General features: G+C 63.4%; 20 protein-coding genes. 8 read left to right on the top strand and 12 right to left on the bottom strand.

Going from position 1 to position 23217, the window contains the following annotated elements; genetic code table 11:
- Positions 1 to 5: 5 nt before the first annotated feature.
- The 5 genes from N4T19_RS22680 to N4T19_RS22660 form a co-directional block, all read right to left on the bottom strand.
- Positions 6 to 725 (bottom strand): MgtC/SapB family protein, encoded by a 720-nt coding sequence (locus tag N4T19_RS22680; RefSeq protein WP_260719062.1) that lies wholly within the window; start codon positions 723 to 725, stop codon positions 6 to 8.
- Positions 726 to 762: 37 nt separating this feature from the next.
- A complete protein-coding gene (mgtA, locus tag N4T19_RS22675) occupies positions 763 to 3510 on the bottom strand; it encodes a magnesium-translocating P-type ATPase (protein ID WP_116927245.1) in 2748 nt (915 codons plus the stop codon).
- A gap of 122 nt (positions 3511 to 3632) precedes the next feature.
- Positions 3633 to 3827 (bottom strand): hypothetical protein, encoded by a 195-nt coding sequence (locus N4T19_RS22670; RefSeq protein WP_116927244.1) that lies wholly within the window; start codon positions 3825 to 3827, stop codon positions 3633 to 3635.
- A gap of 338 nt (positions 3828 to 4165) precedes the next feature.
- Positions 4166 to 5176: a Bug family tripartite tricarboxylate transporter substrate binding protein gene (locus tag N4T19_RS22665; protein WP_182345215.1), complete on the bottom strand. Its 1011-nt coding sequence runs from the start codon at positions 5174 to 5176 to the stop codon at positions 4166 to 4168.
- Positions 5177 to 5237: 61 nt separating this feature from the next.
- The gene (locus N4T19_RS22660) at positions 5238 to 5606 is read right to left on the bottom strand and encodes a winged helix-turn-helix transcriptional regulator (RefSeq protein ID WP_182345214.1); all 369 of its coding nucleotides are present in this window, start codon (positions 5604 to 5606) and stop codon (positions 5238 to 5240) included.
- A 201-nt stretch (positions 5607 to 5807) separates the two neighbouring features.
- Between N4T19_RS22660 and N4T19_RS22655 the strand changes: the two genes are divergently transcribed.
- Positions 5808 to 6815, top strand: a complete 1008-nt coding sequence (locus N4T19_RS22655; RefSeq protein WP_116927243.1) for a zinc-dependent alcohol dehydrogenase family protein — start codon at positions 5808 to 5810, stop codon at positions 6813 to 6815.
- Positions 6816 to 6938: 123 nt separating this feature from the next.
- Here the strand turns inward: N4T19_RS22655 and ilvD are convergent, their stop codons facing one another.
- Positions 6939 to 8804, bottom strand: coding sequence for a dihydroxy-acid dehydratase (gene ilvD / locus N4T19_RS22650; protein ID WP_116927242.1), 1866 nt, complete (start codon positions 8802 to 8804; stop codon positions 6939 to 6941).
- Positions 8805 to 9049: 245 nt separating this feature from the next.
- Positions 9050 to 9292, bottom strand: coding sequence for a TIGR04438 family Trp-rich protein (locus tag N4T19_RS22645; RefSeq protein WP_021027701.1), 243 nt, complete (start codon positions 9290 to 9292; stop codon positions 9050 to 9052).
- A 146-nt stretch (positions 9293 to 9438) separates the two neighbouring features.
- Between N4T19_RS22645 and N4T19_RS22640 the strand changes: the two genes are divergently transcribed.
- Positions 9439 to 9744 (top strand): c-type cytochrome, encoded by a 306-nt coding sequence (locus N4T19_RS22640; RefSeq protein WP_021027702.1) that lies wholly within the window; start codon positions 9439 to 9441, stop codon positions 9742 to 9744.
- Between the two features lie 94 nt (positions 9745 to 9838).
- Here N4T19_RS22640 and N4T19_RS22635 read toward each other — a convergent pair whose 3' ends face one another.
- Positions 9839 to 10303 carry a LapA family protein gene (locus N4T19_RS22635; RefSeq protein ID WP_116927241.1) on the bottom strand — a complete coding sequence of 155 codons (465 nt, stop codon included), beginning with the start codon at positions 10301 to 10303 and terminating at the stop codon, positions 9839 to 9841.
- Positions 10304 to 10462: 159 nt separating this feature from the next.
- A complete protein-coding gene (gene acs / locus N4T19_RS22630) occupies positions 10463 to 12463 on the bottom strand; it encodes an acetate--CoA ligase (protein WP_182345213.1) in 2001 nt (666 codons plus the stop codon).
- A 322-nt stretch (positions 12464 to 12785) separates the two neighbouring features.
- Between acs and N4T19_RS22625 the strand changes: the two genes are divergently transcribed.
- From N4T19_RS22625 to N4T19_RS22600, 6 genes are all read left to right on the top strand, one after another.
- On the top strand, positions 12786 to 13388 hold the full coding sequence (locus tag N4T19_RS22625) for a TIGR00645 family protein (RefSeq protein ID WP_027011086.1): 603 nt from the start codon (positions 12786 to 12788) through the stop codon (positions 13386 to 13388).
- 850 nt (positions 13389 to 14238) lie between these two features.
- Positions 14239 to 15543 (top strand): glycine betaine/L-proline ABC transporter ATP-binding protein ProV, encoded by a 1305-nt coding sequence (proV, locus tag N4T19_RS22620; RefSeq protein WP_116927239.1) that lies wholly within the window; start codon positions 14239 to 14241, stop codon positions 15541 to 15543.
- On the top strand, positions 15540 to 16829 hold the full coding sequence (gene proW, locus N4T19_RS22615; RefSeq protein ID WP_116927238.1) for a glycine betaine/L-proline ABC transporter permease ProW: 1290 nt from the start codon (positions 15540 to 15542) through the stop codon (positions 16827 to 16829). Before proV ends, proW begins: the two co-directional genes overlap by 4 nt.
- A 123-nt stretch (positions 16830 to 16952) precedes the next feature.
- On the top strand, positions 16953 to 18008 hold the full coding sequence (proX, locus tag N4T19_RS22610) for a glycine betaine/L-proline ABC transporter substrate-binding protein ProX (protein WP_260719061.1): 1056 nt from the start codon (positions 16953 to 16955) through the stop codon (positions 18006 to 18008).
- A 232-nt stretch (positions 18009 to 18240) separates the two neighbouring features.
- Entirely contained in the window at positions 18241 to 19254 is a 1014-nt protein-coding gene (proX, locus tag N4T19_RS22605; protein WP_260719060.1) for a glycine betaine/L-proline ABC transporter substrate-binding protein ProX, read from the top strand.
- Positions 19255 to 19358: 104 nt separating this feature from the next.
- A complete protein-coding gene (locus tag N4T19_RS22600) occupies positions 19359 to 19679 on the top strand; it encodes a YkgJ family cysteine cluster protein (protein WP_260719059.1) in 321 nt (106 codons plus the stop codon).
- A gap of 40 nt (positions 19680 to 19719) precedes the next feature.
- On the opposite strand, the gene rtcA is transcribed toward N4T19_RS22600, so the two are convergent.
- Genes rtcA through N4T19_RS22585 form a run of 3 tightly spaced genes read right to left on the bottom strand, consistent with a single transcriptional unit; the run spans position 19720 to position 22761 of the window.
- Entirely contained in the window at positions 19720 to 20790 is a 1071-nt protein-coding gene (gene rtcA / locus N4T19_RS22595; RefSeq protein WP_260719058.1) for an RNA 3'-terminal phosphate cyclase, read from the bottom strand.
- 51 nt (positions 20791 to 20841) lie between these two features.
- Complete coding sequence (locus N4T19_RS22590) at positions 20842 to 21498, bottom strand: zinc-ribbon domain-containing protein (RefSeq protein WP_260719057.1); 657 nt, start codon at positions 21496 to 21498, stop codon at positions 20842 to 20844.
- Positions 21499 to 21540: 42 nt separating this feature from the next.
- Positions 21541 to 22761, bottom strand: coding sequence for an RtcB family protein (locus N4T19_RS22585; protein WP_260719056.1), 1221 nt, complete (start codon positions 22759 to 22761; stop codon positions 21541 to 21543).
- Positions 22762 to 23217: the final 456 nt, after the last annotated feature.

Raw genomic sequence — 23217 nt, 5'->3', positions numbered from 1 at the left:
ACGATTCAATCCCGCGTGCTGGGGCTCCAGAACGCCTGGCGCACGCCCGGCTTGGCCGCCAGCTGCTGCACCATCGCATCGAGCTCGTCACCCTCCACCGATTGCGCGGCCAAGGTCGCTTCGATGACGACCTCGGCCTCGCCAAAGGGCTGGATGTCGATGTCGCCGGGCGGGTAGCCGCCGCGCTCGAGCACATCCTGCAGCATGGCCAGCGCCAGCCGCTGGTGCAGGCGCTCGGCCACGACAAACACGGCATTGGTCATTTCGGCGGAGGCCACATCCAGCGGCTTGCGGTTGATGGCGTTGACCAGCGGCCGCAGCAAGGTATTGGCCGCCAGCACCAGCACGGTGCCCAAGGCCGCCTGCACGATCAGATCGGCGCCTGCGGCAGCGCCCACTGCGGCCGATCCCCACAGTGTCGCAGCCGTGTTCAGACCGCGCACATTGCCCTCTTCGCGCATGATGACACCGGCGCCCAGAAAGCCGATGCCCGAGACCACATAGGCCATCACACGCACCGCGCCATCCGGCCCGGCAATGGTGTTGGCGCTGTCGACAAAGATGGCCGCCCCAACGGCGACCAACACATTGGTGCGCAGCCCGGCCGTGCGTTGGCGGTACTGGCGCTCCAGGCCAATGACCGTGCCCAGCACAAAGGCCGTGACCAGGCTGATGGCCGTGTTGATCAGCGAATTGAGTTGTGTGTAGTTCAGCGCATCGAGCATGGCGCCCTCCTCTGTAAATGATTATTTTTAACGCCGTTTATTGCCAGCCGTAGCGACGGATGTACCACTTTTTCATGACTTGCGTAAGACCCATATAGGCCAGCAACACGGCAACGAGGAACACAAAGTACAGGCCAGGCAGGGGCTCGAGCTTGAAATAAGGGGCCAGCGCACCCATGGGCAGGTAGATGCCGATGGCGACCACCACCAGGGTCATCAGGCCCACCGGCCAGGCAGCGCGGCTTTGGATAAACGGAATGCGCATGGTGCGGATCATGTGCACGATCAGCGACTGCGTGAGCAGTCCCACGACAAACCAGCCGGACTGGAACAGCGCCTGGCGCTCGGGCGTGTTGGCGCCAAACACCTTCCACATCACGACAAAGGTGGTGATATCGAAGATGGAGCTGATGGGGCCGAAGAACAGCATGAAGCGGCCCACATCGGCGGGGTTCCAGCGCTGGGGCTGGGTCAGCAGCTCGGGATCGACATGGTCAAACGGAATCGCCGATTGCGAGAAGTCATACACCAGGTTCTGCACCAGCAGCTGCATCGGCAGCATGGGCAGGAAGGGAATGAAGGCACTGGCAATCAACACCGAGAACACATTGCCAAAGTTCGAGCTCGCCGTCATCTTGATGTACTTGAGCATGTTGGCAAAGGTGCGCCGGCCTTCCTGCACGCCCTGGTCGAGCACCATCAGGCTCTTGTCCAGCAAGATGATGTCGGCCGCTTCCTTGGCCACATCGACGGCAGTGTCCACCGAGATGCCGATATCGGCGGTGCGCAGCGCAGCTGCATCGTTGATGCCATCGCCCATGAAGCCCACCACATGGCCATTGGCCTTGAGCATGCGCACAATGCGCTCCTTGTGCGCAGGGCTCAGCTTGGCAAAGATATGGGCTTCTTCGACCACCTGGGCCAGGCGCTGGTCGTCCATCTGCTCGATATCGCCTCCCAGCACGATGTGCTGCGCGTTGATGCCCACCTGCTCGCAGACCTTGGCGGTGACGGCGGCATTGTCGCCCGTCAGCACCTTGGTCTGCACACCATGCCGGGCCAGCGCCTGCAGCGCCGGCGCAGCGCTTTCCTTGGGTGGATCGATAAAGGCCAGAAAGCCGCAGAGCACCATGCCGGCCTCATCGGCCACGCCAAAGTTGCTCTGGCCCGCTTGCGTCTCGCGCGTGGCCACCGCCACCACGCGCAGCCCCTGGGCATTGAGCGCCTCGGCTGTTGCCACAATGCGCTTGCGCAGGCCCGCATCAAGGTCCAGCACGCCGCCTGCGGCCTGCACCATGCTGCTGACCTGCAGGATTTCCTCGACCGCACCCTTGGTGATGATCTTGCCGATGCCGGCACTGTCGCTCACCACCACCGACATGCGCCGGCGCACAAAGTCAAACGGCACTTCATCGACCTTGGCATAGGCATCTACCAGCGGGGCACGCTCGGCATGGGCGAGCACGGCCACATCGAGCAGGCTCTTGAGCCCCGTCTGGTAGTAGCTGTTCAAGTAGGCCATGTCCAGCACATAGTGCGAGACATCACCCCAGGCATCGAGGTGGCGCTCGACCGAGATGCGGTCCTCGGTCAGGGTGCCCGTCTTGTCGGTGCACAGCACATCCATCGCACCAAAGTTCTGGATGGCGTCCAGGTGCTTGACGATCACTTTCTTGCGCGACAGAAACACCGCGCCCTTGGCCAGGGTGGCGGTCACGATCATCGGCAGCATCTCGGGCGTCAGGCCGACGGCCACCGACAGCGCAAACAGCAGCGCCTCGGTCCAGTCGCCCTTGGTCCAGCCATTGATCAGCAAGACCAGCGGCACCATCACCAGCATGAAACGGATCAGCACCCAGCTGACCTTGTTGACGCCCATCTGGAACGCGGTGGGGCTGCGGTCCATCGCCGAGACCTTGCCGGCCAGCGCGCCTAGGTAGCTGTGGTTGCCGGTGGTCAGCACCACGGCCAGGCCGGCGCCCGAGACCACGTTCGTGCCCATGAACACCAGGTTGCACAGCTCCACCGGGTTGTGCTGTGCCCCATCGGGCAGTTGGGCAAATTTCTCCACCGGCATGGATTCACCGGTCATCGCCGATTGCGCCAGAAACAGATCCTTGGCGCTCAGCAGGCGGCAGTCAGCGGGCACCATATCGCCGGCAGCGAGCTGGATGATGTCGCCGGGCACCAGCTCGCGCACGGGCAGCTCGCGTACGGCCTGCAGTGCCGACAGGCGCGAGGGCGGCGCATCCAGCTCCCGCCCCTCTTGATCCTGCGCCGTGCGGCGCAGCACGGCGGCGGTGTTGGAGACCATGGCCTGCAGGCCGGCAGCGGCCTTGTTGGCGCGGCCCTCCTGCCAAAAGCGCAGGCCGGTGGCCAGCGCCACCATGCTGCCGATCACCACCGTGGCCTTGGTATCGCCGGTCAGCCACGAGACGGCAGCCAGCACCGTCAAGAGCAGGTTGAAAGGCGTGCGAAAGCACAGCCACAGGTGCTCTGTGCGGGTCATCGCCTGGTCCTGCGCAATGGTGTTCCAGCCCGCTTGCGCACGGGCTTGCTGCACCTGTGCATCGTCCAGGCCCTGGCGGCTGGTGTTCAGGCTGTGCAGCAATGCCTGTTCAGGGGCATGGGCGGCGTCGCGCAGCCGCTCGCCCATGGCCTTGGAAATGCCGGTATCCACCGGCGTGTGGGCCAGTTGCTCCAACATGGGCAAGCGGCGGAAATGCACGCCCCAGTGGCGCGAGCGCAAAAAGTTGACGAATCCATTCTTCAGCAGGTTCAACATGACCCATCTCCCAGCCAGGGGCGCGGCTGATCCGCGCCGCATGGCGTCTGCAAGCAATACAGGCGTGCAACTGCGCGCCGCTGCGGTGCGGCGGCACATGTGCACATCAGACAGAAGAAAGGTCAGCGACTGAAGGGGTCCAGCGCAGCCGATGCCGAGCAGGACTGCGCTGCGCCCTTGCCCACCGGAGCGCGGCGGCGCAGCATGGTCGCGAGCTGGCGCTGCATGCGGCAGGGCAGGCCCAGGCCGCAGCAAGGCGTAATGGCCCATGGCGCAGCCTTGCGCTGCAGTGCGCGCAAGGGGGCCAGCGAAGACATACGCAGTGGCATGAAAAGCTCCCACACCCGGCGTGGCAGCGCGCAACAAAGGCGCTCGCCACGGGGCAAGACTGGAAGATCGAATGGGATGCCGTTGGCGCGTAGGTCTAAGAAACTACGGCGCCTGACAGCTGCCCGCCTGGTTGGGCAAGGCAGCGCGCAAAGCTGGGGCGTTTGCGATTACCTTGCCTGTGGTCGGTTGGCCGCTGGCCAACAACTCGGTAAGTCCACAGGGTTACTCCTAGTAAAAAATCTGGGCGGATTGTAGACCAACGCCCCCAAAACCGCCAGTGGTTTGGAAAGCACAACGCAGTCTTTACCTGCGCTTTTCAGAACCCTCAGTCCAGCACCAGCTTGCGCTGCTGCACCAGTTGCTGGATCTGGGCGCGCGTATCGCTGATCAGCAGCGCAAACGCTTGCGGGCTGCCGCCCATGGGCACAACACCCAGCTGCGCCAGGCGCGCCTGCACGGCCGGTTGGCGCATAGCTTCTTGCGCTGCGCGGTTGAGGGTGTCGATCACGGCCGGCGGCGTGCCAGCGGGCGCTACCAGGCCAAACCAGGTAATGGCCAGGCGGTTGAGCGCCGGGTAGCCGGCCTCCGCCAGGGTGGGAACGCCCGGAAGCGCCGGCAACCGCTGCGGCGCGGCCACCGCAAAAGGCACCAGCCGCCCCGATTGCACCAGGCTGCTTGACGAGGGGTACTGGTCGCTCAGCACCTGGGTCTCGCCGGCCAGCGCACTGTTGATCACCGGGCCCTGGCCTTTGTAGGGGATGTGGCGCAGGCGTACGCCCAGCGCTTCATTCATCGCCTCAGCAATCAGGTGGCCGATGGAGCCCACACCCGCCGATCCGATCGTGTAGTGGTCGGGCTTGGCGCGCAACGTCGCCACCAGGCCCTGCAGATCGTGTACCCCCAGGCTGGGATGGGTGGAGAACACCGACGGAATCTGCGCCAGTGCCATGACCGGTGCCAGCTCTTGCAGCGGATCGCGGCGCACCGATTTGAGCATCACCGTATTGACGGCCAGGGTGCTGATGGTCCCCACGCCAAGGGTGTAGCCATCGGGCTGGGCACGGGCCACCGCCTCGGCGCCGATGAGGCCTGCGGCACCGGCCTTGTTCTCCACCACCACCGGCTGGCCCAGCGGCTCGCGAATCGCATCGGCCAGCAGGCGCGCCACGATATCGGTCGAGCCGCCCGGCGCAAAAGGCACCACCAGCTTGACCGGCTGGCTCGGGTAGGCGCGCCGCTCCTGCGCTTGCGCCGTCACAGCGCCGGCCAACGCCAGGCCCAGACAAAACAGCGCGGACAGCAGCGCAAACGCGCGCAGGAATGGAAAGCGGGACATCATGGCAGGTGGGCACGCAACATCAGAGAGGAGAATTATCCTCCCGAGCAGGAAACTGGGACTAGGCCGCGCAGCTGGCCTGCACGCCTGGCGCCTCGTCCTGCAGCCCTTGGGATTGTGCATAGTCCATGCCCCAGTCGCGCATCGCAATCAGCACCGCTTTGAGGCTGCGCCCCATGTCGGTCAGCGCATAGTCCACGCGCGGCGGCACTTCCGCATAGACGGTGCGCGCAACAATGCCGGCCTCTTCAAGCTCGCGCAGCTGCAGGGTCAGCATGCGCTGGGTGACATTGGGAATGGCCCGGGACAGTTCGCTAAAGCGCTTGGTGCCATGGAGCAGATGGAAAAGCACAATCGGCTTCCAGGTACCGCCCATGACAGACAAGGTCACCTCCACCGCGCAACCACTTTTGCTGTTCAAACGCTTCATATTCTCTCCAACGAGCCAGTCGGCCAGGGCGCCATCCTAGCGCCAAGCCAATGCCCATGCATTGCTTACATTTTTAATACTAGACCACAAATATGTTGGTTCTGGCTTTCTGAGCCCGGCGCTTGCATGATGGCCGGGTGGCTGCGCCGTGCAGCCTAAACCGCTCTTCAAAGTGATAGCAACCCAGGAAAGAGAAACGCCATGAAAGCCATACAAGTTGCCGCCCCCGGTGGCCTGGACCACCTGCAGCTGGTCGACCTGCCAGCGCCTGCTGCGCCCCGCGCCGGCGAAATCCAGGTGCGCCTGCATGCCAGCTCGCTCAACTACCACGACCTGGCCATTGCCGCTGGGCGCTCGCCCACCGCCGATGGCCGCATCCCGATGGCCGATGGCGCCGGTGTGGTGACGGCCGTGGGTGAAGGCGTTTCCGAGTTTGCCGTCGGCGACGCCGTGGTGTCCTGCTTTTTCCCGCTGTGGCAATCGGGCAAGCAGGTGCCCTCCACCTTTGCCACCGTGCCCGGCGATGGCGTGGATGGCTTTGCGCGTGAGCACGTCACGATGGCCGCCACGGCCTTTACCCATGCACCCAAGGGCTATACGCATGAAGAAGCCGCAACCCTGACCACCGCCGGCCTCACGGCCTGGCGCGCGCTGGTGGTTGACGGCCGCATCGAAGCGGGGCAAACCGTGCTGGTGCTGGGCACGGGCGGCGTCTCCATCTTTGCGTTGCAGCTGGCCCATGCGATGGGCGCCAAGGTGATTGCGACCACCTCCAGCGCCGCCAAGGCAGAGCGTCTGCGTGCCTTGGGCGCCGACACCGTCATCAACTACCGCGACCAGCCCGAATGGGGCGATGCGGTGCTGCAGGCTACCGGCGGTCGCGGCGCCGATATCGTTGTGGAGGTGGGCGGCCCTGCGACCCTACCCCAGTCCATCCGCGCCTGCGCGCCTGGCGGCCATATTGCGCTGATTGGTGTGCTGACCGGCTTTGCCGGCGCTGTACCCACCGTGGAGCTGATGCGCAAGCAGCAAACCTTGAAAGGCCTGATCGTCGGCAGCCGCGAGCAGCAGCAAGACCTGGTGCGCGCGCTCGAGCAGCTGGCGCTGCGCCCCATCATCGACAGCAGCTACCCGCTGGAGAAAATCGCCGATGCCTTTGCGCACCAGATCAGCGCCCAGCACTTTGGCAAGATCTGCCTGCACTGGTAAGTGGTGGCGGCGGGGCAAGCGCGCTGGCGCCTGCCCCTATGCCCCCTATGCCCCCAATGGCCTCATGAAAAAACCGCCCCGGGCTTGCGCCTGGGGCGGTTCTTCATGGAAGGCGAAGCACGCTCAGTCCAGCAGCGAGATATCGCGCACTGCGCCCTTGTCGGCCGAGGTCACCAGCTTGGCATAGGCCTTCAAAGCGGTGGACACCTTGCGCGGACGGGGCTTGGCAGGCTTCCAGCCCAGCGCATCTTGCGCTTCGCGGCGCTTGGCAAATTCCTCGTCGCTCACCAGCGCATTGATCGTGCGGTTGGGGATGTCGATGAGGATACGGTCGCCGTTTTGCACCAGGCCAATCGCGCCGCCAGCCGCTGCCTCTGGCGAGCAGTGGCCAATCGACAGGCCCGAGGTACCGCCCGAGAAGCGGCCATCGGTCAGCAGTGCGCAGGACTTGCCCAGGCCCTTGGACTTGATATAGCTGGTCGGGTAGAGCATTTCCTGCATGCCGGGGCCGCCCTTGGGGCCTTCGTAGCGCACGATCACGACATCACCGGCCTTGACCTTGTCGCTCAGGATGTTTTCCACCGCCTCGTCCTGCGACTCGACCACATGGGCCGAGCCTTCGAACACCAGGATCGAGTCATCGACACCGGCGGTCTTGACCACGCAGCCGTCCAGCGCGATATTGCCGCGCAGCACGGCCAGGCCGCCTTCTTTGGAGAAGGCATGGTCGTAGGAGCGGATGCAGCCTTCGGCGCGGTCCAGATCCAGGCTGGGCCAGCGCGTGCTTTGGCTGAAAGCCACCTGGGTGGGGATGCCGGCAGGACCCGCCATGTAGAAGGTGCGCACGGCCTCGTCTTCGGTACGCACGATGTCCCACTGGTCCAGCGCGTCCTTCATGGTCTTGGCATGCACGGTGGGCACATCGGTGTGCAGCTTGCCGGCGCGGTCGAGCTCACCCAGGATGGCCATGATGCCACCGGCACGGTGCACGTCTTCGATGTGGTACTTGTTGGTATTGGGCGCCACCTTGCACAGCTGCGGCACGGTGCGTGACATGCGGTCGATGTCGGTCATCGTGAAATCGATGTCCGCCTCTTGCGCAATCGCCAGCAAATGCAGGATGGTGTTGGTCGAGCCACCCATCGCGATGTCCAAGGTCATCGCGTTCTCGAAGGCCTTGATGCCAACAGCGCGTGGCAGCAGGGTCGCTTCGTCTTGCTCGTAGTAGCGCTTGGCCAGCTCCACGATCAGGCGGCCTGCGCGCTTGAACAGTTGCTCGCGGTCCGAGTGGGTGGCCACCACAGTGCCATTGCCTGGCAGGGCCAGGCCCAGCGCTTCGGCCAGGCAGTTCATCGAGTTGGCGGTGAACATGCCCGAGCAGGAGCCGCAGGTCGGGCAGGCCGAGCGCTCGACTTCGGCCACATCGGCATCGCTCACATTGCTGTCAGCGGCCATCACCATCGCGTCGACCAGGTCGAGCTTCTTGATCTGGATGGTCTTGCTGCCGTCAGCCGCCGGCACGGCCAGGCGCACCTTGCCCGCTTCCATCGGGCCGCCCGAGACAAACACCACGGGGATATTGAGGCGCATCGCAGCCATCAGCATGCCGGGGGTGATCTTGTCGCAGTTGGAGATGCAGACCATGGCATCGGCGCAGTGCGCATTGACCATGTATTCGACCGAATCGGCAATCACTTCGCGGCTGGGCAGCGAGTACAGCATGCCGTCGTGGCCCATCGCAATGCCGTCATCGACGGCAATGGTGTTGAACTCCTTGGCCACGCCGCCTGCCGCTTCGATCTCGCGGGCGACGAGCTGGCCCAGGTCCTTGAGGTGCACATGGCCTGGAACGAACTGGGTAAAGGAGTTCACCACCGCAATGATGGGCTTGGAGAAATCGTCGTCTTTCATGCCGGTGGCACGCCACAAGGAGCGGGCACCAGCCATGTTGCGACCGGCGGTAGAGGTTTTGGAACGGTATGCGGGCATCGTGGTGTACGAATCAGTAAACAATAAGAATGCGGCCTGTCTTGCATAGTGCGGGCCTGGATATACGCCAGGGCCAGCGGGCAAGTTGGCGAGAACCTCTTGAGTGCACGCCGATGTGAGCGATGATTATCGCGCAGCTGGGCAAATGACGGAGACACTCGGGTTCCAGCCAGTAACGGCCGTAGGGGCAGCGCCCGGGCAGAAAAAAACCGCCTGCTCGGCGGTTGGTGCCCCAGCAGCCGCTGTCAGCGGCGCCGGCGGGCCGATTGGCCCAGCGCTTCTTTGGATTTTTGCAGGCGGCGCTCTTTTTTCAGCACCTCCTGCTCCATCGCCTTGCGCTTGGTGTAACCCGACCAGTCGGCCCAGGCCCACCACAGCGCAGCCAGCCCAAAGGGCGCCAGCACAGCAGTCCAGGACCAGGCCGCAACCGGGCCTATCTCCAGGTACTTCAACAACAGCAGAATGATCCCCAGGATCAGAAAATACATGGTCTCTCCATCCGCTTTGGCCCCTTGTATGTCGGTGGCGTAAAGCCCGTAAAGAATGCAAACTTGTGGAACATACTGGCGCCCCCGCAGTCTTACGCAGCGAGCCATTAGAATTAATGTACCTCATGCGCTAAGGAGATAACACGATGAACCGTATTCTGATTGCCACGGCACTGGCCTTGTCGGCCAGCGCACCTGCGTGGGCTGATCAGGCATTGGCCCAATCCAAGAACTGCATGGCTTGCCATTCGGTCGACAAGAAAGTGGTGGGCCCCGCATTCAAAGATATTGGCGCCAAGTTTGCAGGCCAGCCCGGCGCATCCAACATGCTGGCCCAGAAGATCATCAAGGGCAGCGCCGGCGTCTGGGGCCCCGTGCCCATGCCCGCCAACACCCAGGTCAGCGAAGCCGATGCCAAGAAGCTGGCCGACTGGGTACTGACCCTCAAGTAAAGAGCGCCTCGCATGCAGGTCGGGCCTGCTGGCCCACTCCGATGAAAAAACCACCTCGCGAGGTGGTTTTTTGCTGGCTGCGCAAGTGCGTCCTTTAGAACGTATTGCGCGGCGGCTCGACATGGCGCATGCGGTCTTCAATCTGGCCCAGGTAAGCGGCATTGCTGTTGTCCGACTCCTGGGCACGGGCCACCAGGTGGGCTTCCAGCTCTGCCAGGCGGGCCAGCAGTGCCGACTGGCCGGCAGCATGCTGGCTCTCCAGCACCTGGCGCAGCTCGGTAAAGCGTGATGCCTCGGCCTTGTCTGCCAGCTCGCGTTGGGCCGTCATCTCCTTGTTGTGGCGGCGCGCCTCCAGCATGACCGATCCCTGCAAGGACAGCACATAGGCAACGAAGATCACGCACAGCAGCACCGTCAGCGCCAGCATCAGCACTCCCAGCGGGGCGTGGATGGTCGTGAGGCCCAGGTTGACTTCCGATGGGGTGGACAGCACCTGCCAGTTGAGGGCCGCCAGGCCGCCGATGAGCACGGCGATGATGAGAAGAAGAATGCTGCGCATAGTGGATTTTGATGGCAAGAGTGGAATGCATAGACCATAGCACGATCTATGCACCAGCGCTTGTCAGCCAATGCTGGCAATTTCTTACCAGTTCTTCAGCTTTAACAACAGCTTGGCGCACTGGAAGGATCCAGCGCGCCATTTGTTGACATTTACCGATCAGTGGGTATCGGACAACTGGTCGAGGATCGCCGGGTTCTCCAAGGTGGAGGTGTCCTGCGTGATCGCCTCGCCTTTGGCGATCGAGCGCAACAGGCGGCGCATGATCTTGCCCGAGCGGGTCTTGGGCAGGTTGTCGCCAAAGCGGATGTCCTTGGGCTTGGCAATCGGGCCGATCTCCTTGGCCACCCAGTCGCGCAGCTCCTTGGCAATCTGCTTGGCTTCGTCGCCGGTGGGGCGCGAGCGCTTGAGCACCACAAAGGCGCAGATCGCCTCGCCCGTCATGTCATCGGGCCGGCCCACCACGGCCGCCTCGGCCACCAGGTCGGTCTTGGACACCAGGGCCGACTCGATCTCCATCGTGCCCATGCGGTGGCCCGAGACGTTGAGCACATCGTCAATACGGCCGGTGATGCGGAAGTACCCGGTCTTGGCATCGCGCACCGCGCCGTCGCCGGCCAGGTAGATGCTGCCGCCCATCTCTTCGGGGAAATAGGCTTTCTTGAAGCGCTCGGGGTCGTTCCAGATCGTGCGGATCATCGACGGCCAGGGCTTGCTGATCACGAGGATACCGCCGGTGCCGTTGGGCAGCTCCTTGCCGGTCTCGTCGACGATCTGGGCCATGATGCCCGGCAGCGGCAAGGTGCAGGAGCCCGGCACCAGCGGCGTCGCGCCCGGCAGCGGCGTGATCACATGGCCGCCGTTTTCCGTCTGCCAGAAGGTATCGACAATCGGGCAGCGCTCGCCACCGATATTGCGGTAGTACCACATCCAGGCTTCGGGGTTGATGGGCTCGCCCACCGATCCCAGAATGCGCAGGCTGCTGAGGTTCCAGTTGCGCGGGTGCACCTTGTCGTCCGAGTCAGCAGCCTTGATCAGCGAGCGGATCGCCGTGGGCGCGGTGTAGAAGATGGAGACGCCATGGCGCTCGATCATCTGCCAGAAGCGCCCGGCATTGGGGAAGGTCGGCACGCCCTCGAACACCACCTGGGTCGCGCCAGCGGCCAGCGGGCCGTAGGCAATATAGGTGTGACCGGTGATCCAGCCGATATCGGCCGTGCACCAGAACACATCGCTGGGCTTTAGATCAAAGGTCCACTCCATCGTCATCTTGGCCCAAAGGATGTAGCCGCCGCTGGCGTGCTGTACGCCCTTGGGCTTGCCGGTGGAACCGCTGGTGTACAGAATGAAGAGCGGATGCTCGGCATGGACGGCCACTGGTGCACATTCCTTGCTTTGGCCGGCCAGCGCCTCACCAAAGCTCACATCCCGGCCGTCCACCTTGTTCCAGGCTGTCTGGGTGCGTTCAAACACCAGCACTTTCTTGACGGTGTCGCAGCCCCCCATGGCCAGTGCGTCGTCGACAATGGCCTTCAGCGGCAACTCCTTGCCGCCGCGCATCTGGTAGTTGGCGGTGACGATAAGCACCGCGCCGGCGTCGATGACGCGCTCATTGACCGCCTTGGCCGAGAAGCCGCCAAACACCACCGAGTGGGTCGCACCAATGCGCGCGCAGGCCTGCATCGCCACAATGCCCTCGACGGTCATCGGCATATAGATGAGGACCCGGTCGCCCTTTTGCACGCCCTGGGCCTTGAGCGCATTGGCAAAGGCACTGACCTTGTCCAGCAGCTCACGGTAAGTGATCTTGGTCACCTGGCCATCATCAGCTTCAAAGATGATCGCTGTCTTGCTCTCCACCGGCGTGCCGATGTGCTTGTCGAGGCAGTTGGCGCTGACGTTCAACTCACCATCCTGGAACCACTTGAAGAATGGCGGCGTGCTCTGGTCCAGCACTTCGGTGAAGGGCTTGGTCCACTGCACATGCTCGCGGGCACGTTGGGCCCAAAAGCCTTCAAAGTCGGACTCGGCCTCGGCGCACAGCGCCTCATAGGCCTCCATGCTGCCGACGCGGGCCGTGGCAGACAGGCTGGCCGGTGGGGGAAATACGCGGTTTTCGACCAGAACGGATTCAATGGTTCCTTGGGCTGGGGCTGTCATGGGTGGGTCTCCTTTGCAAACATTGTAGGTATGAAAATCGCTGCTACTGTGGACCGGCGCACTTACAGGCATCTGACAAGGCTCCACTGCCTGCCACCGCTTGCGATAGACAAAACCAACCACCCGATCCAGGCGAGGAATTTTCCCAATCGCCACACTGCAGACGCAGGGCGCTGGCTACAATGCGCGACGCTCTTTTTAGCGGCATTTCCGCACGCGCTGAGCCAGCATCCGGACAGGCTGGCACGGACCTCAGCGATGGACGGCCGAAACACAGATTCCAAACCTGCTGCAGGGCACTCTCTCCACTACCCCCTCCACCATGTCTCTCCCTCAAAATGCTCCTTTGCGCCCCTTGCCGGCGCTGATTTTTGCCAGCCGCTGGCTGCAGCTGCCGCTCTACCTGGGCCTGATCGTTGCCCAGCTGGTGTATGTCTGGCATTTCCTGGTCGAGCTGCTGCACCTGGTTGAAGCGGCCTTTGGCAGCGATACTGCGCTGCGCATCCTCGTCACCTCGGTGGGATATTCGCCCGATGTCCAGATCACGGCGCTCAACGAGACCATCATCATGCTGGTGGTGCTCGGTCTCATCGATGTGGTGATGATCTCCAACCTGCTGATCATGGTCATCGTCGGCGGCTACGAGACCTTTGTCAGCCGCATGCACCTCAACCGCCACCCGGACCAGCCCGAATGGCTGGGCCATGTCAACGCCTCGGTGCTCAAGGTCAAGCTGGGCCTGTCGATCATCGGCATCAGCTCCATTCACCTGCTCAAGACCTTTATCAATGCACCCAATTACAGCGAGAAGGTGCTGATGTGGCAGACCATCATCCATGTGGTGTTCCTGCTGTCTGCGCTGGCCATCGCCTGGACCGACCGCATCCTGCACCCAGCAGGCCCTGCACACAAGGACAGTCACTGATCCATCAGCCGCTTCGCGCCCCCTCCAGCCTCGCCCCCGTGCGGGGCTTTTTCATGGGCGCTTTGGAGATCCGTATTGGCGAGAAATTCCTACAAGGCAACCTTTGGTTTTCAGATATCAGCAGTCATTTACCCTTAAAAGACAGCATCCATAGCACAAGCAACGCGATCGGTTCGCAATTGCTAAAATTGGGGTCTTTTCGGCAATGGCTCCGCATAAAATTGAAACTATATGTTTCATGTTCATGCAAAGTCCTGACCGCTTGATCCGACCATATTTGGTTTTTTATTGCTATTAAAAAAGTAGCAATCCAGAAATCAGATGCTGCAAATGGCCGTGTAGAACGCCAAATTCGCCCGGATGAAACCCGCTTTTTTTGACTTCTATATTTCCAATACGTATACTTAAAGGATGTTTTACAACCTGCAACGCAGGTAATCCGTGCCTTTCTGACAGGTGCGGATCGTCTCCGTCGGGTCTTTGGCGTCGCGCCAAAGTCCGTCAACAGGCCGGAATATTCCCGGCCCTGATGCCCCGGCGTGGTGGCCTTTTTACAGTGTCCGCCGCGCTCGCGTGATTGAAACCATCGGGTTTCAATGCGCACGAGAGACCCTGTACCCGGCTCGACCCTGGAGCCCATCGCTGCTGGCATGCACGCCCGGTACAGGCAGAAATTGTTGGTCACATTGCGTGGCCTGCCCACCCCACGAGGGCTTGCCATGGTTGTCGCTTCGACAGCCAGGCGCAGCTATCGGCATCAGGGTTGAGAGATTGACGGTCCCGTGCTGGACGACGCCCTTCATGGGCGTCTTCAGCGTTGTAGCCACTACAACTTAGGGAGGAGCCACACATGGCCAAACAAATCCGTATCGAGCACGTCTTCAAGGTGTTCGGAGATTCCCCAAAAGCCGCGCTCGAGCTGGTGCGCAAAGGCGCCACCAAACAAGAAGTCATGGAGAAGACCGGCAACTCCATCGGCGTGTTTGACGCCAACTTCACGATCGAAGCCGGTGAAATCTTTGTCGTGATGGGCCTGTCGGGCTCGGGCAAGTCCACGCTGGTGCGCATGCTCAACCGCCTGATCGAGCCCACCAGCGGCGCCATCGTCGTCGATGGCCAGGACATCAACCAACTGTCCGACAGCAAGCTGCGCGCACTGCGCCGCAAGGACATCTCGATGGTGTTCCAGTCCTTTGCACTGATGCCCCACCTCACCGTGGTGGAGAACACCGCGTTCGGCCTGGAGTTGGCCGGCGTGGCCCGCGAAGAGCGCCTCACCGCTGCCGAGCAAGCGCTCGAGCAGGTGGGCCTGGCCGGCTGGGGCGCGAGCTACCCCGATGAGCTCTCGGGCGGCATGCAGCAGCGCGTGGGCCTGGCCCGGGCGCTGGCATCGGACCCCTCGATCCTGCTGATGGACGAGGCCTTCTCGGCGCTCGACCCCATTATCCGCACGGAGATGCAGTCCGAGCTGATGCGCCTGCAGGAGATCAAGCGCCGCACCATCGTCTTCATCTCGCATGATCTGGACGAAGCGATGCGCATCGGCGACCGCATTGCCATCATGAAGGACGGCATGGTCCAGCAGGTCGGCACGCCCGACGATATTTTGCGCAACCCTGCCAACGACTACGTGCGCGCCTTTATCCAGGGCGTGGATGCCGCAGCCGTGTTCAAGGCCGCCGATATCGCGCGCCGCGCCATCACCGTCGTCAAGGAAAGCGACCAGCGCGGCGCCCGCGCCGCCATGCAGCTGCTGCAGGACGAAGACCGGGATTTCGCCTATGTCGTCTCGCCCCGCAAGCAGTACCTGGGCACTGTCTCGACCGAATCCCTGCGCAATGCCTTGAAAGGCCATGTCGGCCCGCTGGGTCTGCAGCATGCCTACCTGGACAAGGTCGAGCCCATTGCCGAAGACGCGCTGGTGGCCGATCTGTTTGGCCAGGTCGCGCAGGCACCCTGCCCGCTGCCGGTGCTGCGTGCCGATGGCCGCTTTGTCGGCGCCATCAGCAAGAACACCTTGCTGCGCTTCCTGGACCGCGACACGCCGCCCGTGCCGCCCACCGACCCTGCGGTGATCGCCATGCAAGCGGCCACCGAGGCCGCTGCCGCTGACGCCGCCAATACCGACAACAACGACAACAGGAGTGCCGCATGAGTACCGACAACACGCTGACCATCGCCCAGAACACTGCCGCTGCCGACCCTTGGGCCGATACCGCATCGACCAGTTCGAGCGCGGCCACCGCATGGACCTCCACCGACGCTACGGACGCGGCAGCAGCACCCGCCCAGGCCGCACCGGTGGACGACCCCTGGGTTGCCGTGGGCAATGTCTCGGGCAACACCGACTGGCTGGGCGGCCCCGACGCCGTGGGCCAGACCGCGGACGCTGCCCAGGCCGCAGCGCAGCATGCGCAGGCCGCCCATGACAGCGGTTTCCACCTGAGCCAGCTCTGGGACGGCAGCCTGCCGGTGCAGGACTGGATCAACAGTGGCCTGACCTGGGTGGTGGCCAATTTCCGCCCCTTCTTCCAGACCGTGCGCGCGCCGATTGACGCCACGCTCACCGGTGTGGAGCATTTTCTGACCGCCATCCCGATGCTCGCGATGGTGGCGATCCTGGCGCTGATCGCCTGGCAATTTGCCGGCGGCGCCCTGGCCATTGGGGCCGTGGTGTCGCTGCTGATCATCGGCATGCTGGGCATCTGGCACGAAGCCATGGTCACCCTGTCGCTGGTGCTGACCTCGCTGGCCTTCTGCATCATCATCGGTCTGCCGCTGGGCATCTTGCTGGCCAGCAGCGACCGGGCGCAGAAGTTCTTCCGCCCGGTGCTGGACGCCATGCAGACCACCCCGGCCTTCGTCTACCTGGTGCCGGTGGTGATGCTGTTTGGCATTGGCAATGTGCCAGGCGTCGTGGTGACCATCGTGTTTGCACTGCCACCGCTGGTGCGCCTGACCAACCTGGGTATCCGCCAGGTCCGGCCTGACCTGATCGAAGCGAGCCGTGCCTATGGCGCCTCGCCACTGCAATTGCTGTGGAAGGTGCAGTTGCCGCTGTCCATGCCCTCGATCATGGCCGGTATCAACCAGTCGCTGATGCTGTCGCTGTCGATGGTGGTGATTGCCTCGATGATCGCCGTGGGCGGCCTGGGCCAGATGGTGCTGCGCGGTATCGGCCGCCTGGACATGGGCCTGGCCACTGTTGGCGGCCTGGGCATTGTGCTGCTGGCCATTTTGCTCGACCGCATCACCCAGGCCATGGGCCAGCCACGCCGTGGCGTGCGCCACTGGTGGCAGACCGGCCCGGCCGGCCTCATCGCCCGCGCCCTGCACAAGCCTGAAGCCAGCCCTGCGCCCAAGCCCCTGCCCCAGGCAGCGGCCCAAAAGCAGGCACAGGCAGCCACGCAGCCCGGCCAGGACGCCGTGCCTGCCGCCTAAGCCCAGGCGGGGCAGCCCACACCCGTTGGCCAAGGCTGCCCTGCTCGCCCTCTTGGCCCCCCATTTGTGCATTGATCGGCGGCACGCAGCGCGTGCCCGCCGAACCCCTAACAAGGAGCATCCATGACATCCACCTCCCATTCCTGGCAGGCCTTCGCCGCCCCCACCCGCCTGGTCAAAAGCCTGCTGACCACCAGCCTGCTGGCCGCTGGCCTCGCCGCCGCCGGCCATGCGATGGCCCAGGACCTGCCCGGCAAGGGCATCAAGGTCCAGCCGCTGCAAAGCTCGATCGCCGAAGAAACCTTCCAGACCCTGTTGGTCAACAAGGCCATGCAAAAGCTCGGCTATGACGTGCAGCCCATCCGCGAAGTGGAGTACGCCACCGCCCACGTGGCGATCGGCAACGGCGACGCCACCTACATGGCCGACCACTGGGATCCGCTGCAGGCCGACTTCTACAAGAATGCCGGCGGCGCCGACAAGCTCTACCGCGAAGGCGAGTACTCGACCAGCGCCGTGCAGGGCTATCTGATCGACAAGAAGACCGCCGATGAGCACAAGATCACCAATATCGAGCAGCTCAAGGACCCCAAGATCGCCAAGCTGTTTGACACCGATGGGGACGGCAAGGCCGACCTGACCGGCTGCACCCCCGGCTGGGGCTGCGAAGGCGCAATCGAGCATCAGCTGACTGCCTACAAGCTGCGCGATACCGTCACCCATGTGCAAGGCACCTATGCCGCGCTGATGGCCGACACCATCGCCCGCTACAAGTCCGGCAAGCCCATCCTCTACTACACCTGGACGCCATACTGGGTCAGCGCCGAGCTGCGCCCTGGCCGTGATGTTGTCTGGCTGCAAGTGCCGTTCACCGCACTGCCCGGCAACCAGGCCGATCTGAAGACCGCGCTGCCCAACGGCAAGAACTACGGCTTCCCGCTCAACACCCAGAAGATCGTCGCCAACAAGAAGTTCGCCGAAGCCAACCCAGCGGCCGCCAAGCTGTTTGCAATCATGAAGCTGCCGGTCGCGGACATCAACGCGCAGAACCTGGCGATGAAGGACGGCCAGAACAAGCCTGCCGATATCGAGCGCCATGCTGACGGCTGGATCAAGGCACACCAGGCCGAGTTTGACGGCTGGATCAAGACGGCGCTGGACGCCGCCAAGGCGCAATAAGCCAGCTGGCAACACCAGCCCGGCAGGATCTTGCCGGGCCGGTGCCTTCCCTCAGGGCATGCCGCCATGCCCACCGCTGCAGCGCCAGCGCTGCCCGCCCCAAGCCCCCCGCAAGCTGCACACAGACCACCCGGCACCACCGGCCGGCCCGGGCGCCGTCTTGCCCCAGGGCTGCCCATGTTCCCTCTCGGTGCACCTCTGGTGCATCGCGTATCCATCCAAGGAGAAGACCATGACTGATAAAAACCGCCTCAATCGCCCCATCCACCTGGCCTGCGCCGCCGCCATCTCCTTGATGGCCTGGGTGCCCATCGCCCAGGCGCAAGACCTGCCCGGCAAGGGCAAGGATGTGCTGCCGCTGCTGGGCACCGTGGATGAAGAGATGTTCCAGACCCTGATCGTCTCGCGCGCGCTGGAAAAGCTGGGCTACACCGTCAAGGACCCCAAGGGGCTGGAGAACGGCACCGAGCACGTGGTGGTCGGCCAGGGCGATGCCACCTTTATGGCCAACCACTGGATTCCGCTGCACCAGGAGTTTTATGAGCGCAATGGCGGCGCCAAGGTCTTCTACCGTGAGGGCATGTTCTCGACCAATGCAGCCCAGGGCTACCTGATCGACAAGGCCACGGCCGAGAAGTACAAGATCACCGACATCATGCAGCTCAAGGACCCCAAGATCGCCAAGCTGTTTGACACCGATGGCGATGGCAAGGCCGATCTGACCGGCTGCAACCCCGGTTGGGGCTGCGAGCTGGCGATCAACAAGCACCTCAAGGGCCTGGGCCTGGAAGGCAGCGTGACCCACCGCCAGGGCAACTATGCGGCGCTGATTGCCGACACCATCGCCCGCTACCAATCGGGCAAGCCGGTGCTCTACTATGTCTGGACCCCCTACTGGGTCAACGGCGTGCTCAAGCCCGGCCAGGATGTCGTCTGGCTGCAGGTGCCCAATATCCCCAATGCCAAGGGCGATGACGACACCCGCCTGCCCAACGGCAAGAACTATGGCTTCAAGGTGAACAACCAGTACATCCTCGCGAACAAAAAATGGACCGACGCCAACCCGGCCGCCGCCAAGCTGTTTGCCACCATGCAGGTGCCCATTGAAGACATCACCGCCCAGAACCTGCTGATGCGCAACGGCGAAAACAAGACTGCCGATATCCAGCGCCATGTGGACAGCTGGATCAAGAACAACCAGGCCAAGTTTGATGGCTGGATCAAGCAAGCGCTGGCCGCCAAATAAGTTTGGCACTCGCCGTGCCCACCCGAGCCCGCTCACCCAGCGGGCTTTTTTGTGGCGTTCAGCGGCGCAAAACTACAATAGCCCCCAAACAACGCCCATGCCCCATGTCCCATCCCTGCCTCAGTTGCGGCGCCTGCTGCGCCAGCTTTCGCGTTGATTTTTCGGTCCATGAATGCGACAGCAACGGGGGGCGTGTGCCCTCGGGCCTGGCCGAAGAGGTCAACGACACCACCAGCCGCATGCGCGGCACCGACTATGCCCGCCCGCGCTGCGCGGCCTTGACCGGCACCATCGGCCAGCAAGCCGCCTGCGGCATTTATGAATGGCGCCCCTCGCCCTGCCGGGAGTTTGCCACCGGCAGCGAGGCCTGCAACAAGGCACGCCTGCGCCATGGCATGCCGGCGCTGGAAGGCGGGCTGTACTAGCCAGCCCTCCCACCGCCCGATGCGTTGCGCTACATCGGCGCTAGAGCGGAGCGATCCGCACCACCGGCGCACTGGCTGTTTCAATCGACATGCGCAGCGGCAGAAACTGCGCAATCACCGCCATATTGCTGTGCAGGTGCGCGCTGGCCTCGCTGCAGCTAAAGGCAGCGGGCTGGCCGCTTTGCCACACGGCCAGCGCCTGCAGCAGCAAGAGCTGGTCGGCCAGGTAGGCACAAACGGCAGCATCGGGCTTTTTCTGGTAATCGCGCAGGTCCTGGCAGAGCTTGCGCGCCACCGCTTCGGACGAGACGCCATGCGCGCCCAGGCACCAGAACAGCTCGGTGACATGGTCATAGCGCAAGGTGGCCTGCAGCAGATTGCCCGGGCCTTCCTCCTGGTCCACCGGCAGCAGCTCCATCGCGCGCCGGTCCCAACCGGTCAGCCGCGCCAGCTCATCAAACTCGCGCATCGCCACGCCGCGCGGCACGGCCGCGCAGACCGCCTCCACCGACACATGCTGCAGCATGCCGCGCGCCAGCAGGTCAAAAGGCTGCAAACCCTGCGCTGCCGGGCTGATGCAGGCCAGCGCCTCGCCACCACCCGCCGGGTAAAAACCAAAGCGGCGCAGCCGCATATCCAGGCCTGCCCCCATGCGCGCCACCAAGGGCGCATAGGCGCGTTCAATGAAGTGGAAATTGGGCGCCAGCGGGTTGTGCGTGCCGCCCGCCAACTGCACCGTGCTCGCGCCATCGGCCATCAGCAGCGCCGGCAGCACCGTCTGCAGCACCAGCATGGCGCTGCCCGCGCCCGAGATCGGGAAGCGGTAGTCCCCGGCCTTGAGCGTCACCGGCGCAAACTGCAGCTCCGTCACGCCCGCAGCGATGGGCGACAGCTGCGCATCGCTGATGGTCTGCGCGGCCTGCACACAGGCCAGGTGCTGGCGCATCAGCCCCGGCTTGGAGCGCCTGGCCCGGATGCTGTGCATCGCCAGCGGCCTTTGCGTGATGACCGACAGCGCCAGCGCCGTGCGCAGCATCTGGCCACCGCCCTCGCCTTGCGAGCCGTCGATCTCGACCAGGCCCTTTTCTATGGATTGGCTTGCGATTTGCATTGGAATCGTTTCCCTCTCTCTGTTTTCTTCTTCTGATTTACCTGCGCTGGCTCAGTGACCGGACAGCGCAGCGCCCATGGTCACGCGGGGATAGGCCACTACTCGGCAGACGCGATGCACACCGGGACGCAGCTCTACCTGGCGCCGCAAGATGCGGTCGATACGCGGCGCCCAGCTGCGCTCCAGGCTCAGCGCCTCCAGCTGCGCATGCGCGGGCTTGTCACCAAACTGCACCCACCACCAGGCGAGGGCCTGCGCTGCCAGGCTGCGCAGATCCGGCGCCTTGGACTGCAAGGCGGCATGCACACGGGCACGGGCAGACGCGTCGGGGCGGGCACGCCATAGCGCACGCAAGGCTGCCATCTCGGCCGCATCGCAATGGCTTTGGCGCCAGGCGCGGTGCCGCGCACGGCAGTCCTTGCAGCGGCTGGCACTGGCATACAGGCTGCCTTGCACTTGCTCGTACCACCATTTCTGGTCCTGCGCGGTCCAGACACAGGCGGCGCCGCAATCACAGCAGCGGTAGCTGATATCGACGTAGTAACCGGGGAGCCAAAAAGGCGCGCCGTGGATCAGTTCAAGGCGCTGCACATCAGCAGCCAAGGCGCCATGCGGCATGGCTGGGCGTAACGCTGCTTCACGCTGCGCCTCCATGCGCGCCCAACGGCGCTGCTTGATCTCGTGTCGACGTTGCTTATTGCTCTTCATCACCCTTCTCCTCAGGGTTGCGGCCCCATGGCCGCCCCCTTTTTACCCCTTCACACACACCACCTGCTTGAGCGTGTACACCACCTCCACCAGGTCGCTTTGCGCCGCCATCACCGCGTCGATATCCTTGTAGGCCATGGGGATCTCGTCGATCACCTCGGCGTCCTTGCGGCATTCCACGCCTTCGGTGGCGCGCATCTGGTCCTCGACGGTGAACAGCTTCTTGGCCTTGGTCCGGCTCATCGTGCGACCGGCACCGTGGCTGCAGCTGTTGAAGCTCTCGGGGTTGCCTTTACCGCGCACGATAAAGCTCTTGGCCCCCATGCTTCCCGGGATGATGCCCAGCTCACCCTGGCGTGCGCTCACCGCGCCCTTGCGGGTCACAAACACCTCCTGGCCAAAGTGCGTCTCGCGTTGCACATAGTTGTGGTGGCAGTTCACCGCTTCCAGGTGCGTCTCGAACGGTTTGGTGATCACCTTCTTCAAGGCATGGATCACGCGAACCATCATCACCTCGCGGTTGGCACGCGCAAACTTCTGCGCCCAACCCACCGCTTTGACATAGTCGCCAAAGTAGGCGGCGCCTTCTTCAAAGTAGGCCAGGTCCTTATCGGGCAGGTTGCGCTGGTGCAGCTCGGCATCCTTCTTGGCCAGCTCGATGAAGTGGGTGCCAATGGCGTTCCCCACCCCGCGCGAGCCCGAATGCAGCATGATCCACACGGCTTGGTTCTCGTCCAGGCAGACTTCAATGAAGTGGTTACCGGACCCCAGGGTTCCCAGGTGCTTGTAGTTGTTGGTGTTCTTGATGCGCGGGTGCGCTTCGCAGATCTCGTCGAACTCCTTGACCAGGCCCGTCCAGGCGGCATCGGTTTCCTCAGGCGGCGTCTCCCAGCTTCCCTTGTCGCGGCCATAGCGCTTGGGCGTCATCCCCACCGGCACCGCCCGCTCGATCGCAGCGCGGATCGGCGCCAGGTTGTCGGGCAGATCGCTGGCCGTCAACGTGGTCTTGCAGGCCATCATTCCGCAACCCAGGTCCACCCCCACCGCCGCCGGGATGATGGCCTTGAGCGTAGGCACCACCGAGCCGATGGTGGCACCTATCCCCAAGTGGACATCAGGCATCACCGCCACGTGCTTGAACACCACCGGCAGGCGCGAGATATTGGCCAGCTGGTTCTGCGCTTCGGCCTCGACCGGCACGCCATTGGTCCACATCTTCACGGGCACGCCATTAGGCACTTGCATTTCGTTGTATTGCGACATCTCTTAGCTCTCTTCTTTATCTTCACACCGCTGTACGACAGCGATGACTTGGTAGGGGTGACACGGTGAGCACCTCTGGGCTGCGACCAGGGTTTGGTGAAACACTTCCGGAGCTCAGGCACTGAGCTACAGGTTCAAAGAACCTGGCGGGATTCCAACCCGCATCGCCGGATTCCAATGTAGTTCCACCGGCATTCGCAGCCAGCGATGCAAACCTTCCCAAAAACACTATCCCAAAAAAAGCGCGACCAGGGTCGGCAAGACAACTGCCACACCGGTTTCCCGGCTGAGGATTCGAACCCCCGGCGTTCCGGATGTAGTCTTGCCAGCATTCGCGCAAACCAAAAATCTTGTACAGATGGGCCACCTGCAGCGACTAAAAAGGTGAAATATTTTTCGTGCTCTACCCATGAGCTACAACTTGCGTTGGCAGGACTCGAACCTGCTCCCTCGAGC

The sequence above is a fragment of the Comamonas squillarum genome (genome assembly GCF_025309455.1).
Taxonomy (GTDB): Bacteria; Pseudomonadota; Gammaproteobacteria; order Burkholderiales; family Burkholderiaceae_C; genus Comamonas; species Comamonas squillarum.
This window is presented reverse-complemented; position numbering and strand designations above follow the sequence as displayed.

Excerpts from the sequence above, each read along its gene's own strand:
- N4T19_RS22660 (WP_182345214.1), bottom strand. The coding sequence starts at position 5,606 with ATGAAGCGTTTGAACAGCAAAAGTGGTTGCGCGGTGGAGGTGACCTTG.
- N4T19_RS22590 (WP_260719057.1), bottom strand. The coding sequence starts at position 21,498 with ATGAAGAGCAATAAGCAACGTCGACACGAGATCAAGCAGCGCCGTTGG.
- N4T19_RS22640 (WP_021027702.1), top strand. The coding sequence starts at position 9,439 with ATGAACCGTATTCTGATTGCCACGGCACTGGCCTTGTCGGCCAGCGCA.
- proX (WP_260719060.1), top strand. The coding sequence starts at position 18,241 with ATGACTGATAAAAACCGCCTCAATCGCCCCATCCACCTGGCCTGCGCC.
- N4T19_RS22680 (WP_260719062.1), bottom strand. The coding sequence starts at position 725 with ATGCTCGATGCGCTGAACTACACACAACTCAATTCGCTGATCAACACG.
- proV (WP_116927239.1), top strand. The coding sequence starts at position 14,239 with ATGGCCAAACAAATCCGTATCGAGCACGTCTTCAAGGTGTTCGGAGAT.
- acs (WP_182345213.1), bottom strand. The coding sequence starts at position 12,463 with ATGACAGCCCCAGCCCAAGGAACCATTGAATCCGTTCTGGTCGAAAAC.
- proW (WP_116927238.1), top strand. The coding sequence starts at position 15,540 with ATGAGTACCGACAACACGCTGACCATCGCCCAGAACACTGCCGCTGCC.
- rtcA (WP_260719058.1), bottom strand. The coding sequence starts at position 20,790 with ATGCAAATCGCAAGCCAATCCATAGAAAAGGGCCTGGTCGAGATCGAC.
- ilvD (WP_116927242.1), bottom strand. The coding sequence starts at position 8,804 with ATGCCCGCATACCGTTCCAAAACCTCTACCGCCGGTCGCAACATGGCT.
- N4T19_RS22670 (WP_116927244.1), bottom strand. The coding sequence starts at position 3,827 with ATGTCTTCGCTGGCCCCCTTGCGCGCACTGCAGCGCAAGGCTGCGCCA.
- N4T19_RS22625 (WP_027011086.1), top strand. The coding sequence starts at position 12,786 with ATGTCTCTCCCTCAAAATGCTCCTTTGCGCCCCTTGCCGGCGCTGATT.
- N4T19_RS22655 (WP_116927243.1), top strand. The coding sequence starts at position 5,808 with ATGAAAGCCATACAAGTTGCCGCCCCCGGTGGCCTGGACCACCTGCAG.
- mgtA (WP_116927245.1), bottom strand. The coding sequence starts at position 3,510 with ATGTTGAACCTGCTGAAGAATGGATTCGTCAACTTTTTGCGCTCGCGC.
- N4T19_RS22645 (WP_021027701.1), bottom strand. The coding sequence starts at position 9,292 with ATGTATTTTCTGATCCTGGGGATCATTCTGCTGTTGTTGAAGTACCTG.
- N4T19_RS22585 (WP_260719056.1), bottom strand. The coding sequence starts at position 22,761 with ATGTCGCAATACAACGAAATGCAAGTGCCTAATGGCGTGCCCGTGAAG.
- N4T19_RS22600 (WP_260719059.1), top strand. The coding sequence starts at position 19,359 with ATGTCCCATCCCTGCCTCAGTTGCGGCGCCTGCTGCGCCAGCTTTCGC.
- proX (WP_260719061.1), top strand. The coding sequence starts at position 16,953 with ATGACATCCACCTCCCATTCCTGGCAGGCCTTCGCCGCCCCCACCCGC.
- N4T19_RS22635 (WP_116927241.1), bottom strand. The coding sequence starts at position 10,303 with ATGCGCAGCATTCTTCTTCTCATCATCGCCGTGCTCATCGGCGGCCTG.
- N4T19_RS22665 (WP_182345215.1), bottom strand. The coding sequence starts at position 5,176 with ATGTCCCGCTTTCCATTCCTGCGCGCGTTTGCGCTGCTGTCCGCGCTG.